Origin of the sequence: Halorubrum sp. SP3, from assembly GCF_005435195.1 — an archaeon.
In the GTDB taxonomy this organism is placed as follows: Archaea; Halobacteriota; Halobacteria; order Halobacteriales; family Haloferacaceae; genus Halorubrum; species Halorubrum sodomense.
Genome location: NZ_SGTU01000017.1, coordinates 46,306 through 61,037 on the forward strand (window position 1 = coordinate 46,306; position 14,732 = coordinate 61,037).

19 protein-coding genes are annotated in these 14,732 nt (G+C 71.6%); 8 read left to right on the forward strand and 11 right to left on the reverse strand.

The genetic code is table 11. From position 1 onward, the window contains the following. Positions 1–93 precede the first annotated feature (93 nt). Entirely contained in the window at positions 94–489 is a 396-nt protein-coding gene (locus tag EXE42_RS12580; RefSeq protein WP_137694015.1) for a hypothetical protein, read from the forward strand. A gap of 31 nt (positions 490–520) precedes the next feature. On the opposite strand, the gene hisE is transcribed toward EXE42_RS12580, so the two are convergent. From hisE to EXE42_RS12595, 3 genes are all read right to left on the reverse strand, one after another. Continuing rightward, positions 521–889, reverse strand: coding sequence for a phosphoribosyl-ATP pyrophosphatase (gene hisE, locus EXE42_RS12585; protein ID WP_394327273.1), 369 nt, complete (start codon positions 887–889; stop codon positions 521–523). Beyond that, a complete protein-coding gene (gene pdxT / locus EXE42_RS12590) occupies positions 886–1,479 on the reverse strand; it encodes a pyridoxal 5'-phosphate synthase glutaminase subunit PdxT (RefSeq protein WP_137694016.1) in 594 nt (197 codons plus the stop codon). Before pdxT ends, hisE begins: the two co-directional genes overlap by 4 nt. 94 nt (positions 1,480–1,573) lie before the next feature. Beyond that, a complete protein-coding gene (locus EXE42_RS12595) occupies positions 1,574–1,735 on the reverse strand; it encodes a preprotein translocase subunit Sec61beta (protein ID WP_092920710.1) in 162 nt (53 codons plus the stop codon). A gap of 190 nt (positions 1,736–1,925) precedes the next feature. Here EXE42_RS12595 and EXE42_RS12600 point away from each other — a divergent pair, with 190 nt between their 5' ends. Both EXE42_RS12600 and EXE42_RS12605 read left to right on the forward strand, forming a co-directional pair. Next, complete coding sequence (locus tag EXE42_RS12600; RefSeq protein WP_092920711.1) at positions 1,926–2,195, forward strand: co-chaperone YbbN; 270 nt, start codon at positions 1,926–1,928, stop codon at positions 2,193–2,195. A gap of 131 nt (positions 2,196–2,326) precedes the next feature. After that, positions 2,327–2,476, forward strand: coding sequence for a 50S ribosomal protein L40e (locus EXE42_RS12605; protein WP_048078454.1), 150 nt, complete (start codon positions 2,327–2,329; stop codon positions 2,474–2,476). Positions 2,477–2,784: 308 nt separating this feature from the next. Here EXE42_RS12605 and EXE42_RS12610 read toward each other — a convergent pair whose 3' ends face one another. Continuing rightward, positions 2,785–3,426, reverse strand: a complete 642-nt coding sequence (locus EXE42_RS12610) for an MBL fold metallo-hydrolase (RefSeq protein WP_092920712.1) — start codon at positions 3,424–3,426, stop codon at positions 2,785–2,787. A 113-nt stretch (positions 3,427–3,539) separates the two neighbouring features. Here EXE42_RS12610 and EXE42_RS12615 point away from each other — a divergent pair, with 113 nt between their 5' ends. From EXE42_RS12615 to EXE42_RS12625, 3 genes are read left to right on the forward strand one after another with little or no spacing between them, the layout of a single operon-like run. Then, positions 3,540–3,722, forward strand: a complete 183-nt coding sequence (locus EXE42_RS12615; RefSeq protein ID WP_006111657.1) for a DUF5786 family protein — start codon at positions 3,540–3,542, stop codon at positions 3,720–3,722. After that, the gene (locus tag EXE42_RS12620; protein WP_137706641.1) at positions 3,723–4,295 is read left to right on the forward strand and encodes a DUF99 family protein; all 573 of its coding nucleotides are present in this window, start codon (positions 3,723–3,725) and stop codon (positions 4,293–4,295) included. 23 nt (positions 4,296–4,318) lie between these two features. Next, a complete protein-coding gene (locus EXE42_RS12625; RefSeq protein WP_092920715.1) occupies positions 4,319–4,951 on the forward strand; it encodes a uracil-DNA glycosylase family protein in 633 nt (210 codons plus the stop codon). Here the strand turns inward: EXE42_RS12625 and EXE42_RS12630 are convergent. The 3 genes from EXE42_RS12630 to phnD form a co-directional block, all read right to left on the reverse strand. Then, the gene (locus EXE42_RS12630; protein WP_137706642.1) at positions 4,948–5,958 is read right to left on the reverse strand and encodes an ABC transporter permease; all 1,011 of its coding nucleotides are present in this window, start codon (positions 5,956–5,958) and stop codon (positions 4,948–4,950) included. The genes EXE42_RS12625 and EXE42_RS12630 overlap by 4 nt on opposite strands. Next, positions 5,955–6,773 (reverse strand): phosphonate ABC transporter ATP-binding protein, encoded by an 819-nt coding sequence (phnC, locus tag EXE42_RS12635; protein WP_092920717.1) that lies wholly within the window; start codon positions 6,771–6,773, stop codon positions 5,955–5,957. Before phnC ends, EXE42_RS12630 begins: the two co-directional genes overlap by 4 nt. Positions 6,774–6,840: 67 nt before the next feature. Next, a complete protein-coding gene (gene phnD, locus EXE42_RS12640) occupies positions 6,841–7,902 on the reverse strand; it encodes a phosphate/phosphite/phosphonate ABC transporter substrate-binding protein (RefSeq protein WP_092920718.1) in 1,062 nt (353 codons plus the stop codon). A 129-nt stretch (positions 7,903–8,031) separates the two neighbouring features. Here phnD and hisH point away from each other — a divergent pair, with 129 nt between their 5' ends. Then, positions 8,032–8,685, forward strand: coding sequence for an imidazole glycerol phosphate synthase subunit HisH (hisH, locus tag EXE42_RS12645; RefSeq protein ID WP_092920719.1), 654 nt, complete (start codon positions 8,032–8,034; stop codon positions 8,683–8,685). A gap of 35 nt (positions 8,686–8,720) precedes the next feature. Here the strand turns inward: hisH and EXE42_RS12650 are convergent, their stop codons facing one another. The 4 genes from EXE42_RS12650 to EXE42_RS12665 form a co-directional block, all read right to left on the reverse strand. Next, positions 8,721–9,734 carry an aldo/keto reductase gene (locus tag EXE42_RS12650; protein ID WP_092920720.1) on the reverse strand — a complete coding sequence of 338 codons (1,014 nt, stop codon included), beginning with the start codon at positions 9,732–9,734 and terminating at the stop codon, positions 8,721–8,723. Positions 9,735–9,837: 103 nt separating this feature from the next. Then, the gene (locus tag EXE42_RS12655; RefSeq protein ID WP_137694018.1) at positions 9,838–9,981 is read right to left on the reverse strand and encodes a zinc ribbon domain-containing protein; all 144 of its coding nucleotides are present in this window, start codon (positions 9,979–9,981) and stop codon (positions 9,838–9,840) included. A gap of 103 nt (positions 9,982–10,084) precedes the next feature. Then, a complete protein-coding gene (locus tag EXE42_RS12660; RefSeq protein ID WP_092920721.1) occupies positions 10,085–10,840 on the reverse strand; it encodes an ABC transporter permease in 756 nt (251 codons plus the stop codon). After that, a complete protein-coding gene (locus EXE42_RS12665; RefSeq protein ID WP_137706643.1) occupies positions 10,837–11,952 on the reverse strand; it encodes an ABC transporter ATP-binding protein in 1,116 nt (371 codons plus the stop codon). Before EXE42_RS12665 ends, EXE42_RS12660 begins: the two co-directional genes overlap by 4 nt. Before the next feature lie 110 nt (positions 11,953–12,062). On the opposite strand from EXE42_RS12665, the gene folP reads away from it, so the two are divergent. Further along, positions 12,063–14,702: a dihydropteroate synthase gene (gene folP / locus EXE42_RS12670; RefSeq protein WP_137706644.1), complete on the forward strand. Its 2,640-nt coding sequence runs from the start codon at positions 12,063–12,065 to the stop codon at positions 14,700–14,702. Positions 14,703–14,732 lie beyond the last annotated feature (30 nt).

Genomic DNA, 14,732 nt, shown 5'->3' on the forward strand with positions numbered 1-14,732 from the left:
CCGCGAACAAAAGTCCGCGGGCGTCCGCTCCGGCCGGCGAGCCCCCGCGTCCGCGGGAGAAGGTATTTGCGGCCGGCCGCCCGAATCCGGGATATGGACGGGAAGCAGGCCCTCTACTACGCGGCGATCGCGATCGCGGCGTTGATCGGGGTCAGCGTCGTCGTGAGCGTGGTCTCGGCCCTCCTGAGTCTCGCCTGGGCGGTCCTCTCCGGGATCGTCACGCTCGCCGTGCTGGCGGGGCTCGGTTACGCCGCGTACGAGGCGGGTTCGTGGCTGCTGAGCGACGACGACGCCGGACCGCTCGACTCGATCGGTTCGGGATCCACCTCGTCGACCGAGGTCGACGGCGGGAGTAGCCGCCAAGACCGCCTCCGACAGCAGTACGTCGAGGGGCAGATCAGCGAGGCGGAGTTCGAGCGCCGGATCGGCGAGGAGTTAGAGACGGAGGAGCGCGACGACATCGACCGCGAGCTCGAACGGGAGCGATAGCTCCCGCCGTGCCGCGACGGTTTCGTCCGTCTCAGAACCGGTCCCGCAGCTCCGAGCGCAGGTCGTCGACGGCGAGGTCCTTCATCGCGAACAACACGAGCAAGTGGTAGACCAGGTCAGCGCTCTCGGCGGTAAGCTCCTCGCGGTCGTCGTCTTTCGCCGCGAGGATCGCCTCCGTCGTCTCCTCGCCGATCTTCTCTAAGACGGCGTTCTCCCCCTTCTCGTGGGTGAAGAGGGAGGCGGTGTACGACCCCTCCGGGAGCTCCTCCCGCCGCGACTCGATGGTGGCGAACAGCTCGTCGAGGACGTCCTCGGACGGTACCGCCGAATCCCCGCCGGCCTCGGCGGCCGGACCGTCGGTCGTCCCGCCGCCACCGTCGTCCCCGGCCGGACCGCTCACGCGACCACCTCTCGCTCGGGGAAGAATGCGAGGTCGTGGATCCGCGGATCGTCGGTGAGCTCCGGGTGGAACGCGGTGGCCACGACCGGGCCGTCGCGCACCGCGACCGCGCGGCCGCCGACCGTCGCGAGCGTCTCGACGCCCCCGCCGATGTCGTCGATGAGCGGCGCGCGGATGAACACGGCGTGGAAGGGGTCGTCGAGCCCGGCGACCGGGATCTCCGCCTCGAAGGAGTCCTTCTGTCGGCCGAACGCGTTGCGGTCGACGGAGACGTCCACGAGCCCTAACGCCTCGACCCGTTCGTCCTTCGCGTCGTTCGAGCAGACGATGAGCCCGGCGCAGGTCGCGAGGACCGGTTTGCCGGCCGCGACGTGGGCCTCGATCTCGGCCGCGATCCCTTCGCGGTGGATCAGCCGCGAGATCGTCGTCGACTCCCCGCCCGGCATCAGGAGGACGTCGCAGTCGGGCACGACCCCCGCGTCGCGCACCTCGACGACCGCCGCGGACTCGTCGTGGGCGGCCGCGGCGTTGCGGACGGCGGCGGCGTGTTCGGCCACGTCGCCTTGAACGGCGATGACGCCTGCTTTCATACGGATACGTGGGAGGGGCGCGTGGAAAAAGGGCGCGCTACGTCGTCGGTCGGTCCGTCGGCAACGCGGCGGGGAGAACTGATGCGGCGCGGGCCTACGCGACCGTCAGCGAGAGGATCTGGACGAACAGGCCGAAGAGGACGCAGAACGCGAGGACCGTCTTGGGGTTGATCGTGATGGCGTTCCGGTCCTCGTTCTCGAAGTAGCGGACCAGTCCCGCGCTGGACATCAGTCCGCCGGAGTTGGAACCACTCATATCCCCCTCTGGACGGCGCCGCATGCTAAACGTTTCGTTCGTCGCTCGGGCCGCAGCGGGCCCTTCATCCGCTTTCCGCCCGCCGTCTCATCGGTTCCGCCGTCTCGTCGCCCTCGACGAGTCGCACGGGCCCGGCGCACACACGAGTGGGAAACCCTTATGCGCGGGCCGGCGATAATTTGCGCCGACCATGACCGTTCGACTGCTGGACTTCCACGCCGAGTGGTGCGGCCCGTGTAAGACCCAAGACCCCATCTTAGAGGAGATTCAGGACGACCTCGGCGACGCGTTCGAGCTCCAGAAGGTCGACGTCGACGAGGAGCAGGACGTCGCGAACCAGTACCAGGTCCGCTCGCTCCCGACGCTCATCGTCGAGAACGACGACGGCGTCGTCGACCGCTTCGTCGGCGTCACCCAGCGCGAGGACATCGAGGCCGCCCTCAGCGAAGCGGGCGCCTGACTCGCGGCCCGAGCCCCTTTCACTCCTCGGCGCTCCAGCGGCTCCGTCCCGTCGATCCGACGCGTTCGCGACGGTGACAGCCCGCCGCGCCGTCTCGCAACCTTTTACAGCACCGCCCGCCCAGTAGCCGTATGGCCAAGTTCGACGCCGCCGAACGCCGCATGCTCGACCGACAGATCTGTATGCGCTGTAACGCCCGCAACGCCTCCGAGGCCGAGCGCTGCCGCAAGTGCGGCTACACCAACCTCCGCCCGAAGGCGACCGAGCGCCGCGCCGCGTAGTCGGCCCGTCTTCGGCTCGGTTCCGGTCCGTCTTCGTCCCTTCTCTCGGATCTCTCCGCCTCGACGGCCAGCCGCGCGTGCGCCTCACGCCTCCCCAGCCTCGGCGGACGGCCCGGCGCGGGCGGGGCCGCGCCGGACCGCCGCCTCCACCGGAAATCAAAGATTTCCGAGCCTCCGTTCGCTCCGCTCACGGGGACCTCGCGGCCGCCGCCGGCGGCCGCTCGGGGGCGCGCCGAGGGGTGGCGGTCGGCCTCCTCGCCGCTCGTTTTTAAATACGGATCGCGTTCACTCTTAAATACGGACCGCGTTCACTCCTCGGGGTACTTCGGCTCGCGGCGCTCGGCGCGCTCCGTCGCGCGCTCGATCACCTCGCGGACGGTGTCCGGCCCGTCGGCGGCGCGGTAGACGTCGCCGTGGCCGGGGTACATCGCCTCGGCGGTGTCGGGCAGCCGGTCGAGGATCTCGCGGAGGCTCTCGATCAGGCGCTCGCGCGACTGGCCGGCCATGTCGGTGCGGCCGAACGACCCGTCGTCGAAGGCGCCGTCGTTGTAGACGACCACGTCGCCGGAGTAGAGTCGCTCCTCGCCGACGAGCGAGACGTGGTCGTCGGCGTGACCGGGCGTGTAGACGACTTCGCACGGCTCGTCGCCGACGAGCACCTCGTCGCCGGGCTCGAGCGCGGTGTCGCGACGCGGGTGGTCGGCGTACGCGAACACTCGGGGGTCGAAGCGGTCGACCACGGCGTCGAGTTCGCCCACGTGGTCGTGGTGCTGGTGGGTCAGTACGACGCGGTCGAGGTCGTCGACGCCGGCGTCGTCGAGCGCGTCGGCGATCACGTCGTCCACGCCGGGCATCGTTCCCGCGTCGACGAGCGTCGTCGCGTCTCCGACGACGAGGTACGCGTTACAGGTGAACTCCTCCGCGTCCGCGGTGACGGTGATCGGCTCCATACCCGTCCTCGCTCGCGGAGCGACAAAAGGGTACAGCCGCGGGCGCACCGACGGGGCTCTCTCCGCCGGCGGCCGTGGATTTATTTATCGCCCTCTGTTAATTCTACACACACATGGGATTCGGCAGCTACGACGAGTCCGAACAGGAGAATCAGGACCTGGACGCGGACTTCGACGACGACGACGGCGTCCAGGCTGCCCAGGAGACCCACGAGGGGTCAGTCGACTACGAGCCCGGCGCCTCGAACGACGAGCTTCTCGACCGACTCCAGGAGATCAAATCCGAGGACGCGTGAGTGACGCCGCCGAGCCGCACGCTCGGCCTCGCCTTCTCTGACGCCCGCGACGCGAGCCACGCGGCCGGCGTCGTCGTCCGCGCCGACGGGACGCCGGACGGCTTCGCGTTCGCGCGGTGTACCGTCGGCGGGACGGACGCGACCGACGCGGCCATCGACTGCTGGCGCGCGCTCGACCGCGAGGACGTGCGCCACGTCGCCTGCGCGGGCGTCGCGCCGGCCTGGTTCAACCTCGTCGACCTCGACCGGCTCCGCGAGACGATCGACCGCCCCGTCTACGCCGTGAGCTACGAGGCGAGCCCCGGGCTCGAACCGGCCCTGCGCGACGCGTTCGACGGCGACGCGCTCGCCGCCCGCCTCGACGTCTACCGGTCGCTACCGTCCCGGGTCGCGCTCGATGCTCCGGAGTCCAGCGACCCCCGCTTCGTCCGGGCGGTCGGTATCGATCCCGAGGAGGCCGCCGCGGCGATCAGGGGCCTTACCCGCGACGGCGAGCGGCGGTGTGAGCCGCTCCGGCTCGCGGCGTTGGCCGCGAGCGCGCACCGCGAGGCGGCGGCGACCGACGCTACTTAGACGACCGCGTCCGGAACCCCCGTATGAGCGAACACGGCGGCGACGGCGCCGCGCTCGACGAGGAGCTGCGCGTGCCGGCCTGCGAGCGGTGCCCGGCGCTGGTCGAGTCGCGGAGCCGGATCGTCGACGGGGTCGGCCCGACGGACGCGGACCTGCTGTTCGTCGGTGAGGGACCGGGCGCCACCGAGGACGAGCGGGGAGAGCCGTTCGTCGGGCGCTCGGGCGACGTGCTCGACGAGGCGCTGCGAGACGCGGGGCTCGCCCGCGCGGACGTGCGGATCACGAACTGCGTGCGGTGCCGGCCGCCGGACAACCGCGATCCGACCGGCGAGGAGCTGGCGAACTGCCGCGGCCACCTCGAGAGCGAGATCGACCGCCTCGACCCGGAACTGATCGTGACGCTCGGCAAGGTGCCGAGCGAACACCTCCTCGACCGGTCGGTGGCGATCACCGCGGAGTCCGGCGACGTGGCCGACGCGCGGCTCGCGGGCGAATCGCGGCGCGTGCTGCTCTCCGTCCACCCGGCGGCGACGCTGTACGACCGGAGCCAGCGCGACGGCTTCTTCGAGACGATCGCTCGGGCGGCCGAACTGAGCGGCGTCGGTGAACGGAGCGGGGACGGCGGGGACGGCCAGTCGCGGCTCGGCGAGTTCTAGTTCTTCGGGTCGCCGCGGCCGAGCCACTTGTTCGGATTGAACAGGTCGCGGATCGCCTCGATGAGTCCCTTCCCCTCGTGCTCGCCGGGCCGGAGCCGGGCGCGGATGCGCGAGGAGACGAGCTCGATGCCGAGGACGACGATGAACACCATCACCAGCCCGGCGGCGGTCTGCTGGAACTCGAACAGGTCCTGACTGTTCCGGATCATCAGCCCGAGGCCGCCGGCGCCCACGACCCCGAGCGAGATGGCGATCCGGGTGTTGATCTCGAGGATGTACAGGGTCCACGCGATGAACGACCGCGAGACCTGGCTCAGCATGCCGAAGCTCACGGTCTGGGTGCCCGACGCGCCCGTCGACCGGATCGCCTCGATCGGTCCCTCCTCGATCTCTTCGAGGTCGTCCGTGAAGAGGCGTCCGAGGTTCCCGATGCTGTCGGTCGCGATCGCGAGCACCGCCGTGACCTGTCCCGGCGGGCCGATGGGGATGTACAGGAAGATCCAGACGATGGCGGGGATGGCGCGGATGCCGCTGAGCGTGCCCCGGAAGATGAAGTTGAACGGGAACGGCGTGACGCGCTCGCTCCCGAGGACGCCGAGGACCAGCGCGAACGGGAAGGCGAACACGGTGCCCATGAACCCTAACAGCAGCGTCACGAGGCTCGCCTTCACCAGCGACTGCCGCGACGATCTGAAGCTCTCGACGATGTGCGCCCCCCCGTCGCCGAAGCTCGCGGGGATCGCTCGCAGTCCGGTGATGTTCTGGTCTTTGGTGTAGATCGTGAAGTTCTGGAAGTCAGGCGGGAAGAAGCCGGTCGAGATGAACTCGTACATCTCCGGGAGCCGCCCGGCGACGACGCTGGGCTGGAAGCCGATGAAGCCGAGCCCCCAGTAGGTGACGCCGAGGACCGCCGCGAGCAGCACGCCCCACAGCACGTACTTGAGTCGCCGGAGCCGTTCGAGCGCGCGGAACTGGTCGTCGATCGCCGAGTCGGACGGCGAACTCACGCCCGACCCCCCCCGTCGGTGGCGGCGTCAGCCTCGGCGTCGGTTTCGCCGACTTCGCCGCTCGCCGCCCCCGTCGGGATCGTCTCGCCGCTCTTGGTTTCGCCGTAGTAGATCCGGTCCATCTCGTCCATCGTGAGGTCGTCGGCGTCGCCGTCGAATATCACCTCGCCGTCGCGGATACCGAGGAACCGATCCCCGAACTCGCGCGCGATGTTCACCTGGTGGAGGCTGGTGATCGTGGTCAGGTCCTGCTCGGTCGCGGCCTTCTTGAGGTAGCGCATCACGTCGCGGGCGGCCTTCGGGTCGAGGCTGGCGACCGGCTCGTCGGCGAGGACGATCTCCGGGTTCTGAACCAGCGCCCGCGCGATCCCGACGCGCTGTTTCTGGCCCCCGCTCATCGACTCGGCGCGCTGACCGGCCTCGTCGAGGAGGCCGACCGTCTGGAGGGCTTCGAGAGCGGTCATCTTGTCCGCGTCGGCGTGTAGCCCGAGGGCGCTCCGGACGAGCCCGTTCCGGGAGAGCGCTCCCGACAGCGCGTTGCCGAACGCGGTCTTGCTCTCGATGAGGTAGTGTTCCTGGAACACCATTCCGACCTCGCTGCGGTTCCCCTGAAGCTCCTTGCCGCCGATGCGGACGGACCCCTCGGTGGGCTGCGTGAGTCCGTTCAGTACCCGGAGCATCGTCGACTTGCCGGCGCCGGAGGGACCGAGGAGGATGACGAACTCCCCCTCATCGATGGTGAACGACACGTCGTCGAGGGCGACGGTGTCCTCGTCGTATATTTTGCTGACGTTTTCGAATTCGATCGTTGGCATGAGGTGTTGCTTTGTCGGAAAACAGACCGATCGTGTGAAAAACGATCCGAAGTTGGGGGGCGGGGTCCTACTGTCCGAAGATGTCCGCTCCGACGCCGAGCTCGTCGGCGACGTCGATGACGGACTGGTAGTCCTCCTGGGCCGCCTCGCGGACGCGGCTGAACCAGAGGTCGTCTCCGGTGCCGCCCTCGCCGTCCGCACCGTAGTAGATGCTGTCCGGGGCCTCGAGGAACGACGCCTGGAGCGCGGACTTCACGTCGTCGCTCAGCTCGGGCGAGACCACGATCGGGGCGCGCGGCAGGCCCTCGTCCTCGTGGAGTGTCGTCGCGACCTGCTGCCACTCCTCCGGCGTCGGGCCGGTGGAGGTGTCCCGGACGAACCCGCCCATCGCCGCCGCGTCGACCTGCCCCTGTTCGAGCAGGGTGTACGAGCCGACGTGGCCGCCGGCGAAGCGGGCGTCGAACTCCGCCTGTGAGCCGTTGCCCTCGGGGAGGTTCCCGACGTCGAGGCCGCCCTGGTTCGACATGCTGTACAGCGGGTACAGCGCGCCGCTGGTCGACAGCCGGTCGGAGAAGGCGACGGTCTTGCCGGAGAGATCCGACAGCTCGGTGATGTCGCTGTCGTTCGGCGTCGCGATGATGCTCTTGTACGTCCAGCCGCCGTATCCGTACCGCTGGAGGATGATCTCCGCGTTGCCGGTCTTCACGCCGAGGGCGGCCGCGAACGGGCCGGTCTCCGCGAGGTCGGTCGTCCCCTGACCGAGCGACTGGATGACCGCGCTGTAGTTGCTCCCGATGTTCCCCTCGACGTTGAGGCCTTCGGGAACGTTGTGGTTCTGCTGGAGGTAGCTCCCGACGTGGTCGAGGAGCGGAGCGTACTGTACCTCGAGGTCCTCCTGCGGAACGGACGGCGAGATACCGAAGTTAACCGTTCCGTCCCCGCCGAAGGTCATTGCCGCGTCGCCGTCGCCGTCGCCGCTCATGCTGTCGCCGCCGGACCCGTCGCCGTCGCCGCTCATGTTGTCGCCGCCGGACCCGTCGCCGCTCGTGTTGCCGCCGCCGCTACATCCCGCGAGTCCCACGATACTTGCCGCACCCGCGACCTTGAGGAATTTGCGTCGTCTGGCCATGAGGAGTACATTTGGAGATTCTACTGGCGTCTCAAAAGTGTTGCTGTTTAAATATACGGACTGGTATGTACCGCTATGTACCGGATTCCGGATGGAAACTGACTTCCACGCAGGTGATATACCGGAGACATGGACGAATCACCACCGGATCGGGAGGTGTCCGTCGCCCTCGTGGACTACGGTCTCGGAAACCTCCGGTCCGCGACTCGCGGACTGGAGCGGGCGGGCGCGTCCGTCGAGATCACCGACGACCCCGAGGCGTTCGCGGCCGCCGACGGCGTCGTCCTCCCCGGGGTCGGCGCGTTCCGCGAGGGGATGGAGAACGCCGGGCCGCTGCGCGAGGCGCTGACCGACCACGCCGACGCCGGCCGCCCCCTCTTCGGGATCTGTCTCGGCATGCAGATGCTCCTCACGACGAGCGAGGAGGCGGACCACGAGGGCGAAGGCGAGGTGACGGGCCTCGATCTGGTCCCCGGCACCAACGTCCGGTTCGACGTGGACCGGAAGGTGCCGCACATGGGCTGGAACGAGCTCGAGGTCGAGCGCGACCACCCGATCGTCGACGGGGTCGACGGGGAGCACGCCTACTTCGTCCACTCCTACTACGCCGAGCCCGCCGACCCGGACGCGGTCGTCGCCACCGCGGACTACGGGGTCGACTTCCCGGCCGTCGTCGCCAACGAGGCCGGCAACGTGTTCGGCACGCAGTTCCACCCCGAGAAGAGCGGCGAGACGGGGCTGGCGATCCTGCGGAACTTCGTCGACTACTGCGCCGACCGGTAGGGCGGCCTCCCCGGCGACGGTTCGGGCAGCCGATCCTACAACTCGTCGTACGGTCCCGGCTTCGCCGCGGTCAGGCGGTCGACCTGCTCGTCGGACAGATCGATCGTCGCGGCCGCGAGGTTCTCGCGCAGCTGGTCGACGGTGCGGGCGCCGACGATCGGCGCGGTGACGCCGTCGCGGTGCGCGAGCCACGCGAGCGCGGTCTGCGCGGCCGAGGCGCCGACCTCGTCGGCGACGGCGTCGAGCTCGTCGTGGACGTCGAAGTTCTCCTCGGTGAGGTACGCCTCCTGGAACCGGGTCGACTCGGCGGCCTTCGAGTCGTCGGGGAGGTCGGCGTCGCGGTCGTACTTGCCGGTTAAAAAGCCCTGCCCGAGCGGGCTCCACGGGGAGACGGCGAGGTTCCGCTGGCGCGCGAACTCGAGGTAATCCCCCTCGACCTCGCGGTCGACGAGGTTGTAGCGCGGCTGGAGCACCGTGAACGGCTCCCACCCCTCGCCCCGGGCGATCTCGTTGGCGCGGGCGACCTTCCAGGCGTTCGGGCGGAGCGTGGAGGCGCCGAGGTAGTGGACCTTGCCGGACTCGACGAGCCCGTTCAGGGTCTTCATCAGCTCGCGGGCGGGCGTCTCGTCGTCCCACCGGTGGATGTAGAGGACGTCGATGTAGTCGGTGTCGAGCCGGTCGAGCAGGGCGTCGACGCGGTGGCGGACGTTCTTGCGGTTCGTGCCCCGGCTGTTCGGGTCGCCGTCGCGGATCTGCCAGTACACCTTCGAGGCGACCGTGTAGCGTTCGCGGTCGCGCTCGGCGAGCCAGTCGCCGATCCAGCGCTCGCAGTCCCCGCCGCCGTACACGTCGGCGGTGTCGATGTAGCGTCCGCCGGCGGTCTCGTAGGCGTCGAGCAGCTCGTGGGCGCGGTCCTCGTCGATCTCCACGTTCCCCGCCTCGGTCACGCGGCCGAACCGCCACGTGCCGAACTGGAGTTCGCTCGTTCGCAGGCCGGTCCGGCCGAGCGGCACGGTCCCCAGATCGATCTCCTCGAGTTCGGGTGTCATCGCTCGACCGTTGTCGCGGTCGACGCAAAAAGCCACAGCAACCGGATGCGGTGTGCGAACGCGCCGCAACGCCCCCGTGGGCCGGCGGCGGTCGCGGCGACGGCTACTCGCAGGTCGCGGCGAAGTCCTCGGCCGTCGCGGCCGCGGTGCACACCGGGCAGCCGGTGTCGAGTATCGTCTCCCGCATCGCGTCGTTGACCTCGATGGTCTGCTCGCAGTCCGGACAGGTGAAGTGAACGGTGGTCAACGGGGTCCCTCTCGTTTCCTCCGGACGCGGGCTGCGAACATAAATGGACGGTTCCGGGGCGGCGGTCGCCGTCCGCTCCGGGGCGACGCCGCCCGTCGTCCGCTCACTCCGTCCGCGGGACCGCGTACGCGCCGACCGCGAGGAAACCGGCCGCGAGCGCGGTCAACACGAGCAGGTCGCCGGTCCACGCGCCCCCCTCGAAGGTGATCGCCCGAGTTCCGCGCGCGAAGTACGTCAGCGGCGAGGCGGCGACCGCGGGCAGGAACCACTCCGGCAGGAGCGACGGGGTGACGAACGTCTCGGAGAGGAACAGCAGGGGGAGCGCGACCGTGTTGCTCGCGGCGATCACGCCGTCCTGCGAGTCCGCGAGCGAACCGAGGACCGCCCCGAGCCCGCAGAACAGCGCGACCGCGACCGCGACGAACAGGGGCAGGGCGGCGAGCGCGGGCGAGAGGATCAGGGTCGCGTCCGTCACCGCCAGCACTAAGCCGAGGATGAGCAGGCTCGCGGCGCCGATGATCCCGACGTTGACGAGCGTGTGCGCGAGCAGCCACTCGGCGCGGGAGAGCGGCGTCGTCGCCAGCTTCTCGAACCGCCCGCCGTCGCGGTGGCGGGCGATCTCGGAGCCGACCCGCGACAGCGGCGTGAACAGGACCACGACCGCGAGATACCCCGGGATGTAGTAGCCCGCGGGCTCCGCGAAGAGGCCGCCGCCGGTCGGCTGGGTCCGCACCAGCGCGCCGAAGATGACCACGAGGATGACCGGGAAGAAGAAGGTGAAGAACACCGCCGTCCGGCGGCGGGTGAACGAGCGCGCCGCCGCGACCGCCTCCGTCCGGATCCGGCCGAGGCGGGTCATCGGTCGCCCCCGTCCGGCGTCGCGTCGTCGGCTGCGCGACCCCCGCCCGGCGTCGCGTCGTCGGCTGCGCGACGCCCCTCGCCGGCCGCTTCGTCCGGCGGTCCGCCGTCCCCACGGCGCGCGTACTCCTCGCCGGTGAGCCGCAGGTACACGTCCTCGAGCGACGGCTCCGACCACGAGAGCGAGTCGAACGCGACCCCGGCGTCGTCGAGCGCGTCGACCGCGTCGCCGATGGCCTCGGGTCGCACGCCCCGAACCCGGAGGCCGTCGTCGGTCGCCTCGACGGTCGGGTCGGTCCCGAGACGGTCTCGGACGCCGGCCGCGACCGCCTCGACGACTCCCTCCGTCGTCGGCGCCGCGGTCGCCGCGTCGAGCCGCGGCGCGCCGCCGTGTTCGGTGACCAGCCGATCGGGCGCCCCGCTCGCGACGACCCGCCCGTCGCGGAGCATGGCGACGCGGTCGGCGAGCCGCTCGACCTCGTCCATCGCGTGGCTCGTGAGGAAGACGGTCGTGCCGTCGGCCGCGAGCCGCTCGATCAGCCGGTGGATCGCCCGCCGGCCGGCGGGGTCGATCCCGGTCGTCGGCTCGTCGAGGAAGAGGAGGTCGGGGTCGTTGACGACCGCGGTCGCGACGCAGGTGCGGCGCCGCTGGCCGCCCGAGAGCGTCTCGTACCAGGCGTCGGCGTCGTCGGCCATCCCCACGTCGTCGAGGACCGCCTCGGTGTCGCGCGCCGCGTCGTAGAGGCCGCCGTAGTAGTCGACCAGCTCGCGGGCCGTGAGCCGCGCGGGCGGGTCGAACGACTGCGGGAGCAGCCCGATCCGGCTCGGGTCGACCTCGCGGGGCGGCTCGCCGAAGACGCGGAGGCCGCCCTCGGCCTCGGTGGTCCCCGTGAGCGCGCGGACCAGCGTCGTCTTCCCGGCGCCGTTGGGGCCGATGAGCCCGAACACCTCGCCGGCCGCCACGTCGAGGTCGACCCCGTCGAGCGCGTCGACGTCGCCGTACGACTTCCGGACCCCCTCGCCGACGACGACCGGGTCGCCGCCGTCGGGGCCGCCCGGAGTCGCCCCTTCGGCAGGGGCGTCGCCCGCGTCGGCGGTCGCTGTCTCGTCCATGCGATCGGATGCGGCCGCGGCGCGCGTAAGGGTTGCTTTTCGGTCGACGCGGTCGCCGGGACCCGGTCGGGTCCGTTACCCCTAAGCGACCCGCTCCCGACCTACGGCGTATGTACTACCACGAGGCGGCGGCGTTCCTCTTCGACCTCCGCCGCTTCTCGGTCAAGCCCGGCACCGAGCGGGTGGAGGCGCTGCTCGCGCACCTCGGGGACCCGCAGGAGGCGGTCCCGTTCGTCCAGATCGCCGGATCGAACGGGAAGGGCAGCGCGGCGCGGATGACCGAGTCGGTCCTCCGCGAGGCGGGGCTGTCGGTGGGGCTGTACACCTCGCCGCACCTCTCGTCGCTGTCGGAGCGCGTCCGCGTCGACGGCCGGGAGATGACCGAGGCCGCGATCGCGGAGTTCGTCGCCGAGGTGCGCCCGTGGCTGATCGACCGCGCGGCCGCCGGCGAGCCGCTCACCTTCTTCGAGGTCGTGACGGCGATGGCGGTCCGGGAGTTCGCGCGCCGCGAGGTCGACGTCGCCGTGCTGGAGGTCGGCCTCGGCGGCGAGTACGACGCGACGAGCGCGGTCGACCCCGTCGCGACCGCCGTGACGAACGTCTCCTTGGAACACACCGCGGTCCTCGGCGACACGGTCGCGGAGATCGCCCGCACGAAGGCTCGGATCGCCCGCCCCGACGCGCCCTTCGTCACCGCCTGCGAGGGCGAGGCGCTCGACGTCGTCCGCGAGGTGGCGGGCGAGGCCGGCGCGCCGGTGACGCGGGTGACCGGCGACGGCGACGCCGCGGGTCGGAGCGACGGCGACGCGGACGAGCGGGACTCGGCGGACGACGCCGACGAGACCGAGGACCCGCCCGCGCTCGCGGCGACCTACGAGGGTCGGGTCAGCGCCACCGACGCCGAGGTCTCGCTCGCCGGCGAGCGCGAGGGGACGTACCGGCTCCCGCTCGTCGGCCGCCACCAGGCGGCGAACGCGGCGGTCGCCGTCGCGCTCGCGGACCGGACCGCGGCGGCGCTGGGGACCGACCTCGCGGACCGCGCCGTGCGCGACGGCCTCGCGAGAGCGACGTGGCCCGGGCGGTTCGAGGTGGTCGACACGGCGCCGCTGACCGTCCTCGACGGCGCGCACAACCCCGCCGCCGCCCGCACGCTCGCGGCGACCCTCGACGAGTACGACTACGACGACCTCCACCTCGTGTACGCCGCGATGCACGACAAGGACCACGCCGAGACCGCCGCGGCGCTGCCCGACGCGGCGACGGCGGTCACCTGCCGGCCCGCCATCGACCGCGCCGAGGACCCCGCGGTCCTCGCGGCCGCGCTCCGGTCGGCGGGCGTCGACAGCGTGACTGCGGGCGACGACGTGACCGACGCGCTCGCGACGGCGGTCGACCGCGCGGACGAGGGCGACTGCGTGCTGCTCGTCGGCTCGCTGTTCGCGGTCGCGGAGGCCCGGGCGGCTCAGATGCGCACGGTCCGGGAGCGGGCCGTTCGGGACGCCGAGGACGCCGAACACGCGCTCGACACGGCCGGGGTCCCGCCCGAGGGCGTCGCGGCTCACCGCGACGGCGTCGACCACCGGGTCCTCACCCTCCGACTGCGCGGCGACCGCGCCGAGCGCGTCGTGAGCGAGGCCCGGGCGGTCGGCGGCGACGCGGCGCTCGGCGGCCTCGGCGCGGGCGAGGACCGCGGGGCGGGCGGCGAGCAGGTCCCGGTCACCGTCGCGGGGACGGTCGCGGAGATCCGGGCGCTCGTCGACCGCCTCGACGCGGCCGACGGCAGCGGGCTCGGGGGGGTGGCGGCCGACCTCGCCGCGGCGGTCGGAATCGAGACCGACGGGATCGGCGGAACGGAGGAGAAGAGCGACGCCGACGAGGCCACTCCCGACTTCCCGTGGAGCGACCGCACCGCGGTGATGGGCGTGCTCAACGTCACGCCGGACTCCTTCCACGACGGCGGGCGCCACGCCGACCTCGACGACGCGGTGGCCGGCGTCGAGCGGATGGTGGACGCGGGGGTCGACGTCGTCGACGTCGGCGGGGAGTCGACCCGGCCGGGCGCGGAGCCGGTCCCGGTCGAGGCGGAGATCGAGCGCGTCGTGCCGACGATCGAGGCGATCCAGTCGGTGCCGGCGGTGGGGTCGGGCGAGGTGCTGGTGTCGGTCGACACGCGCAAGCCCGCGGTCGCCGAGGCGGCGCTCGACGCGGGCGCGGACGTCATCAACGACGTGACCGGGTTAGAGGACCCCGAGATGCGGTCGGTCGTCGCCGAGGCGGACTGCCCGGTGATCGTGATGCACAGCCTCGACGCGCCGGTCGACCCGGACGCCGACCCCGAGTACGACGACGTGGTCGCCGAGGCGGTCGACGCGCTTCGCGAGCGCCTCGCGCTGGCGGACACGGCCGGCATCGACCGCGACCGCGTCATCGTCGACCCCGGGCTCGGCTTCGGGAAGTCGCCGGCGGAGGACTTCGAACTGCTCGCGCGCTGCGGGGAGTTCGCGGCGCTCGGCTGTCCGGTCCTCGTCGGCCACTCGCACAAGTCGCTGTACGGCGCGGTCGGGCGCGACGCCGACGACCGCGAGCACGCGACGGTCGCGGGCACCGCGCTCGCCGCCGACCGCGGCGCCGACATCGTTCGGGTCCACGACGTCGCCGAGAACCGCGCCGCGGTCGACGTCGCCGCCGCGGTGAACGGGGCGCTCCGCGACGGGGGCGACCCCGCGGAGGGGTCGGAGGACGGAGCGTGACGGCCGCGGCCCGGAGCGACCGCGCGGTCG

Coding starts and splice junctions, on each gene's coding strand:
- phnD (WP_092920718.1), bottom strand. CDS start 7,902: ATGGCCAGACGACGCAAATTCCTCAAGGTCGCGGGTGCGGCAAGTATC.
- pdxT (WP_137694016.1), bottom strand. CDS start 1,479: ATGAAAGCAGGCGTCATCGCCGTTCAAGGCGACGTGGCCGAACACGCC.
- folP (WP_137706644.1), top strand. CDS start 12,063: ATGTACTACCACGAGGCGGCGGCGTTCCTCTTCGACCTCCGCCGCTTC.
- EXE42_RS12595 (WP_092920710.1), bottom strand. CDS start 1,735: ATGAGTGGTTCCAACTCCGGCGGACTGATGTCCAGCGCGGGACTGGTC.
- EXE42_RS12650 (WP_092920720.1), bottom strand. CDS start 9,734: ATGACACCCGAACTCGAGGAGATCGATCTGGGGACCGTGCCGCTCGGC.
- EXE42_RS12580 (WP_137694015.1), top strand. CDS start 94: ATGGACGGGAAGCAGGCCCTCTACTACGCGGCGATCGCGATCGCGGCG.
- phnC (WP_092920717.1), bottom strand. CDS start 6,773: ATGCCAACGATCGAATTCGAAAACGTCAGCAAAATATACGACGAGGAC.
- EXE42_RS12600 (WP_092920711.1), top strand. CDS start 1,926: ATGACCGTTCGACTGCTGGACTTCCACGCCGAGTGGTGCGGCCCGTGT.
- EXE42_RS12615 (WP_006111657.1), top strand. CDS start 3,540: ATGGGATTCGGCAGCTACGACGAGTCCGAACAGGAGAATCAGGACCTG.
- EXE42_RS12625 (WP_092920715.1), top strand. CDS start 4,319: ATGAGCGAACACGGCGGCGACGGCGCCGCGCTCGACGAGGAGCTGCGC.
- EXE42_RS12610 (WP_092920712.1), bottom strand. CDS start 3,426: ATGGAGCCGATCACCGTCACCGCGGACGCGGAGGAGTTCACCTGTAAC.
- EXE42_RS12665 (WP_137706643.1), bottom strand. CDS start 11,952: ATGGACGAGACAGCGACCGCCGACGCGGGCGACGCCCCTGCCGAAGGG.
- EXE42_RS12660 (WP_092920721.1), bottom strand. CDS start 10,840: ATGACCCGCCTCGGCCGGATCCGGACGGAGGCGGTCGCGGCGGCGCGC.
- hisH (WP_092920719.1), top strand. CDS start 8,032: ATGGACGAATCACCACCGGATCGGGAGGTGTCCGTCGCCCTCGTGGAC.
- EXE42_RS12605 (WP_048078454.1), top strand. CDS start 2,327: ATGGCCAAGTTCGACGCCGCCGAACGCCGCATGCTCGACCGACAGATC.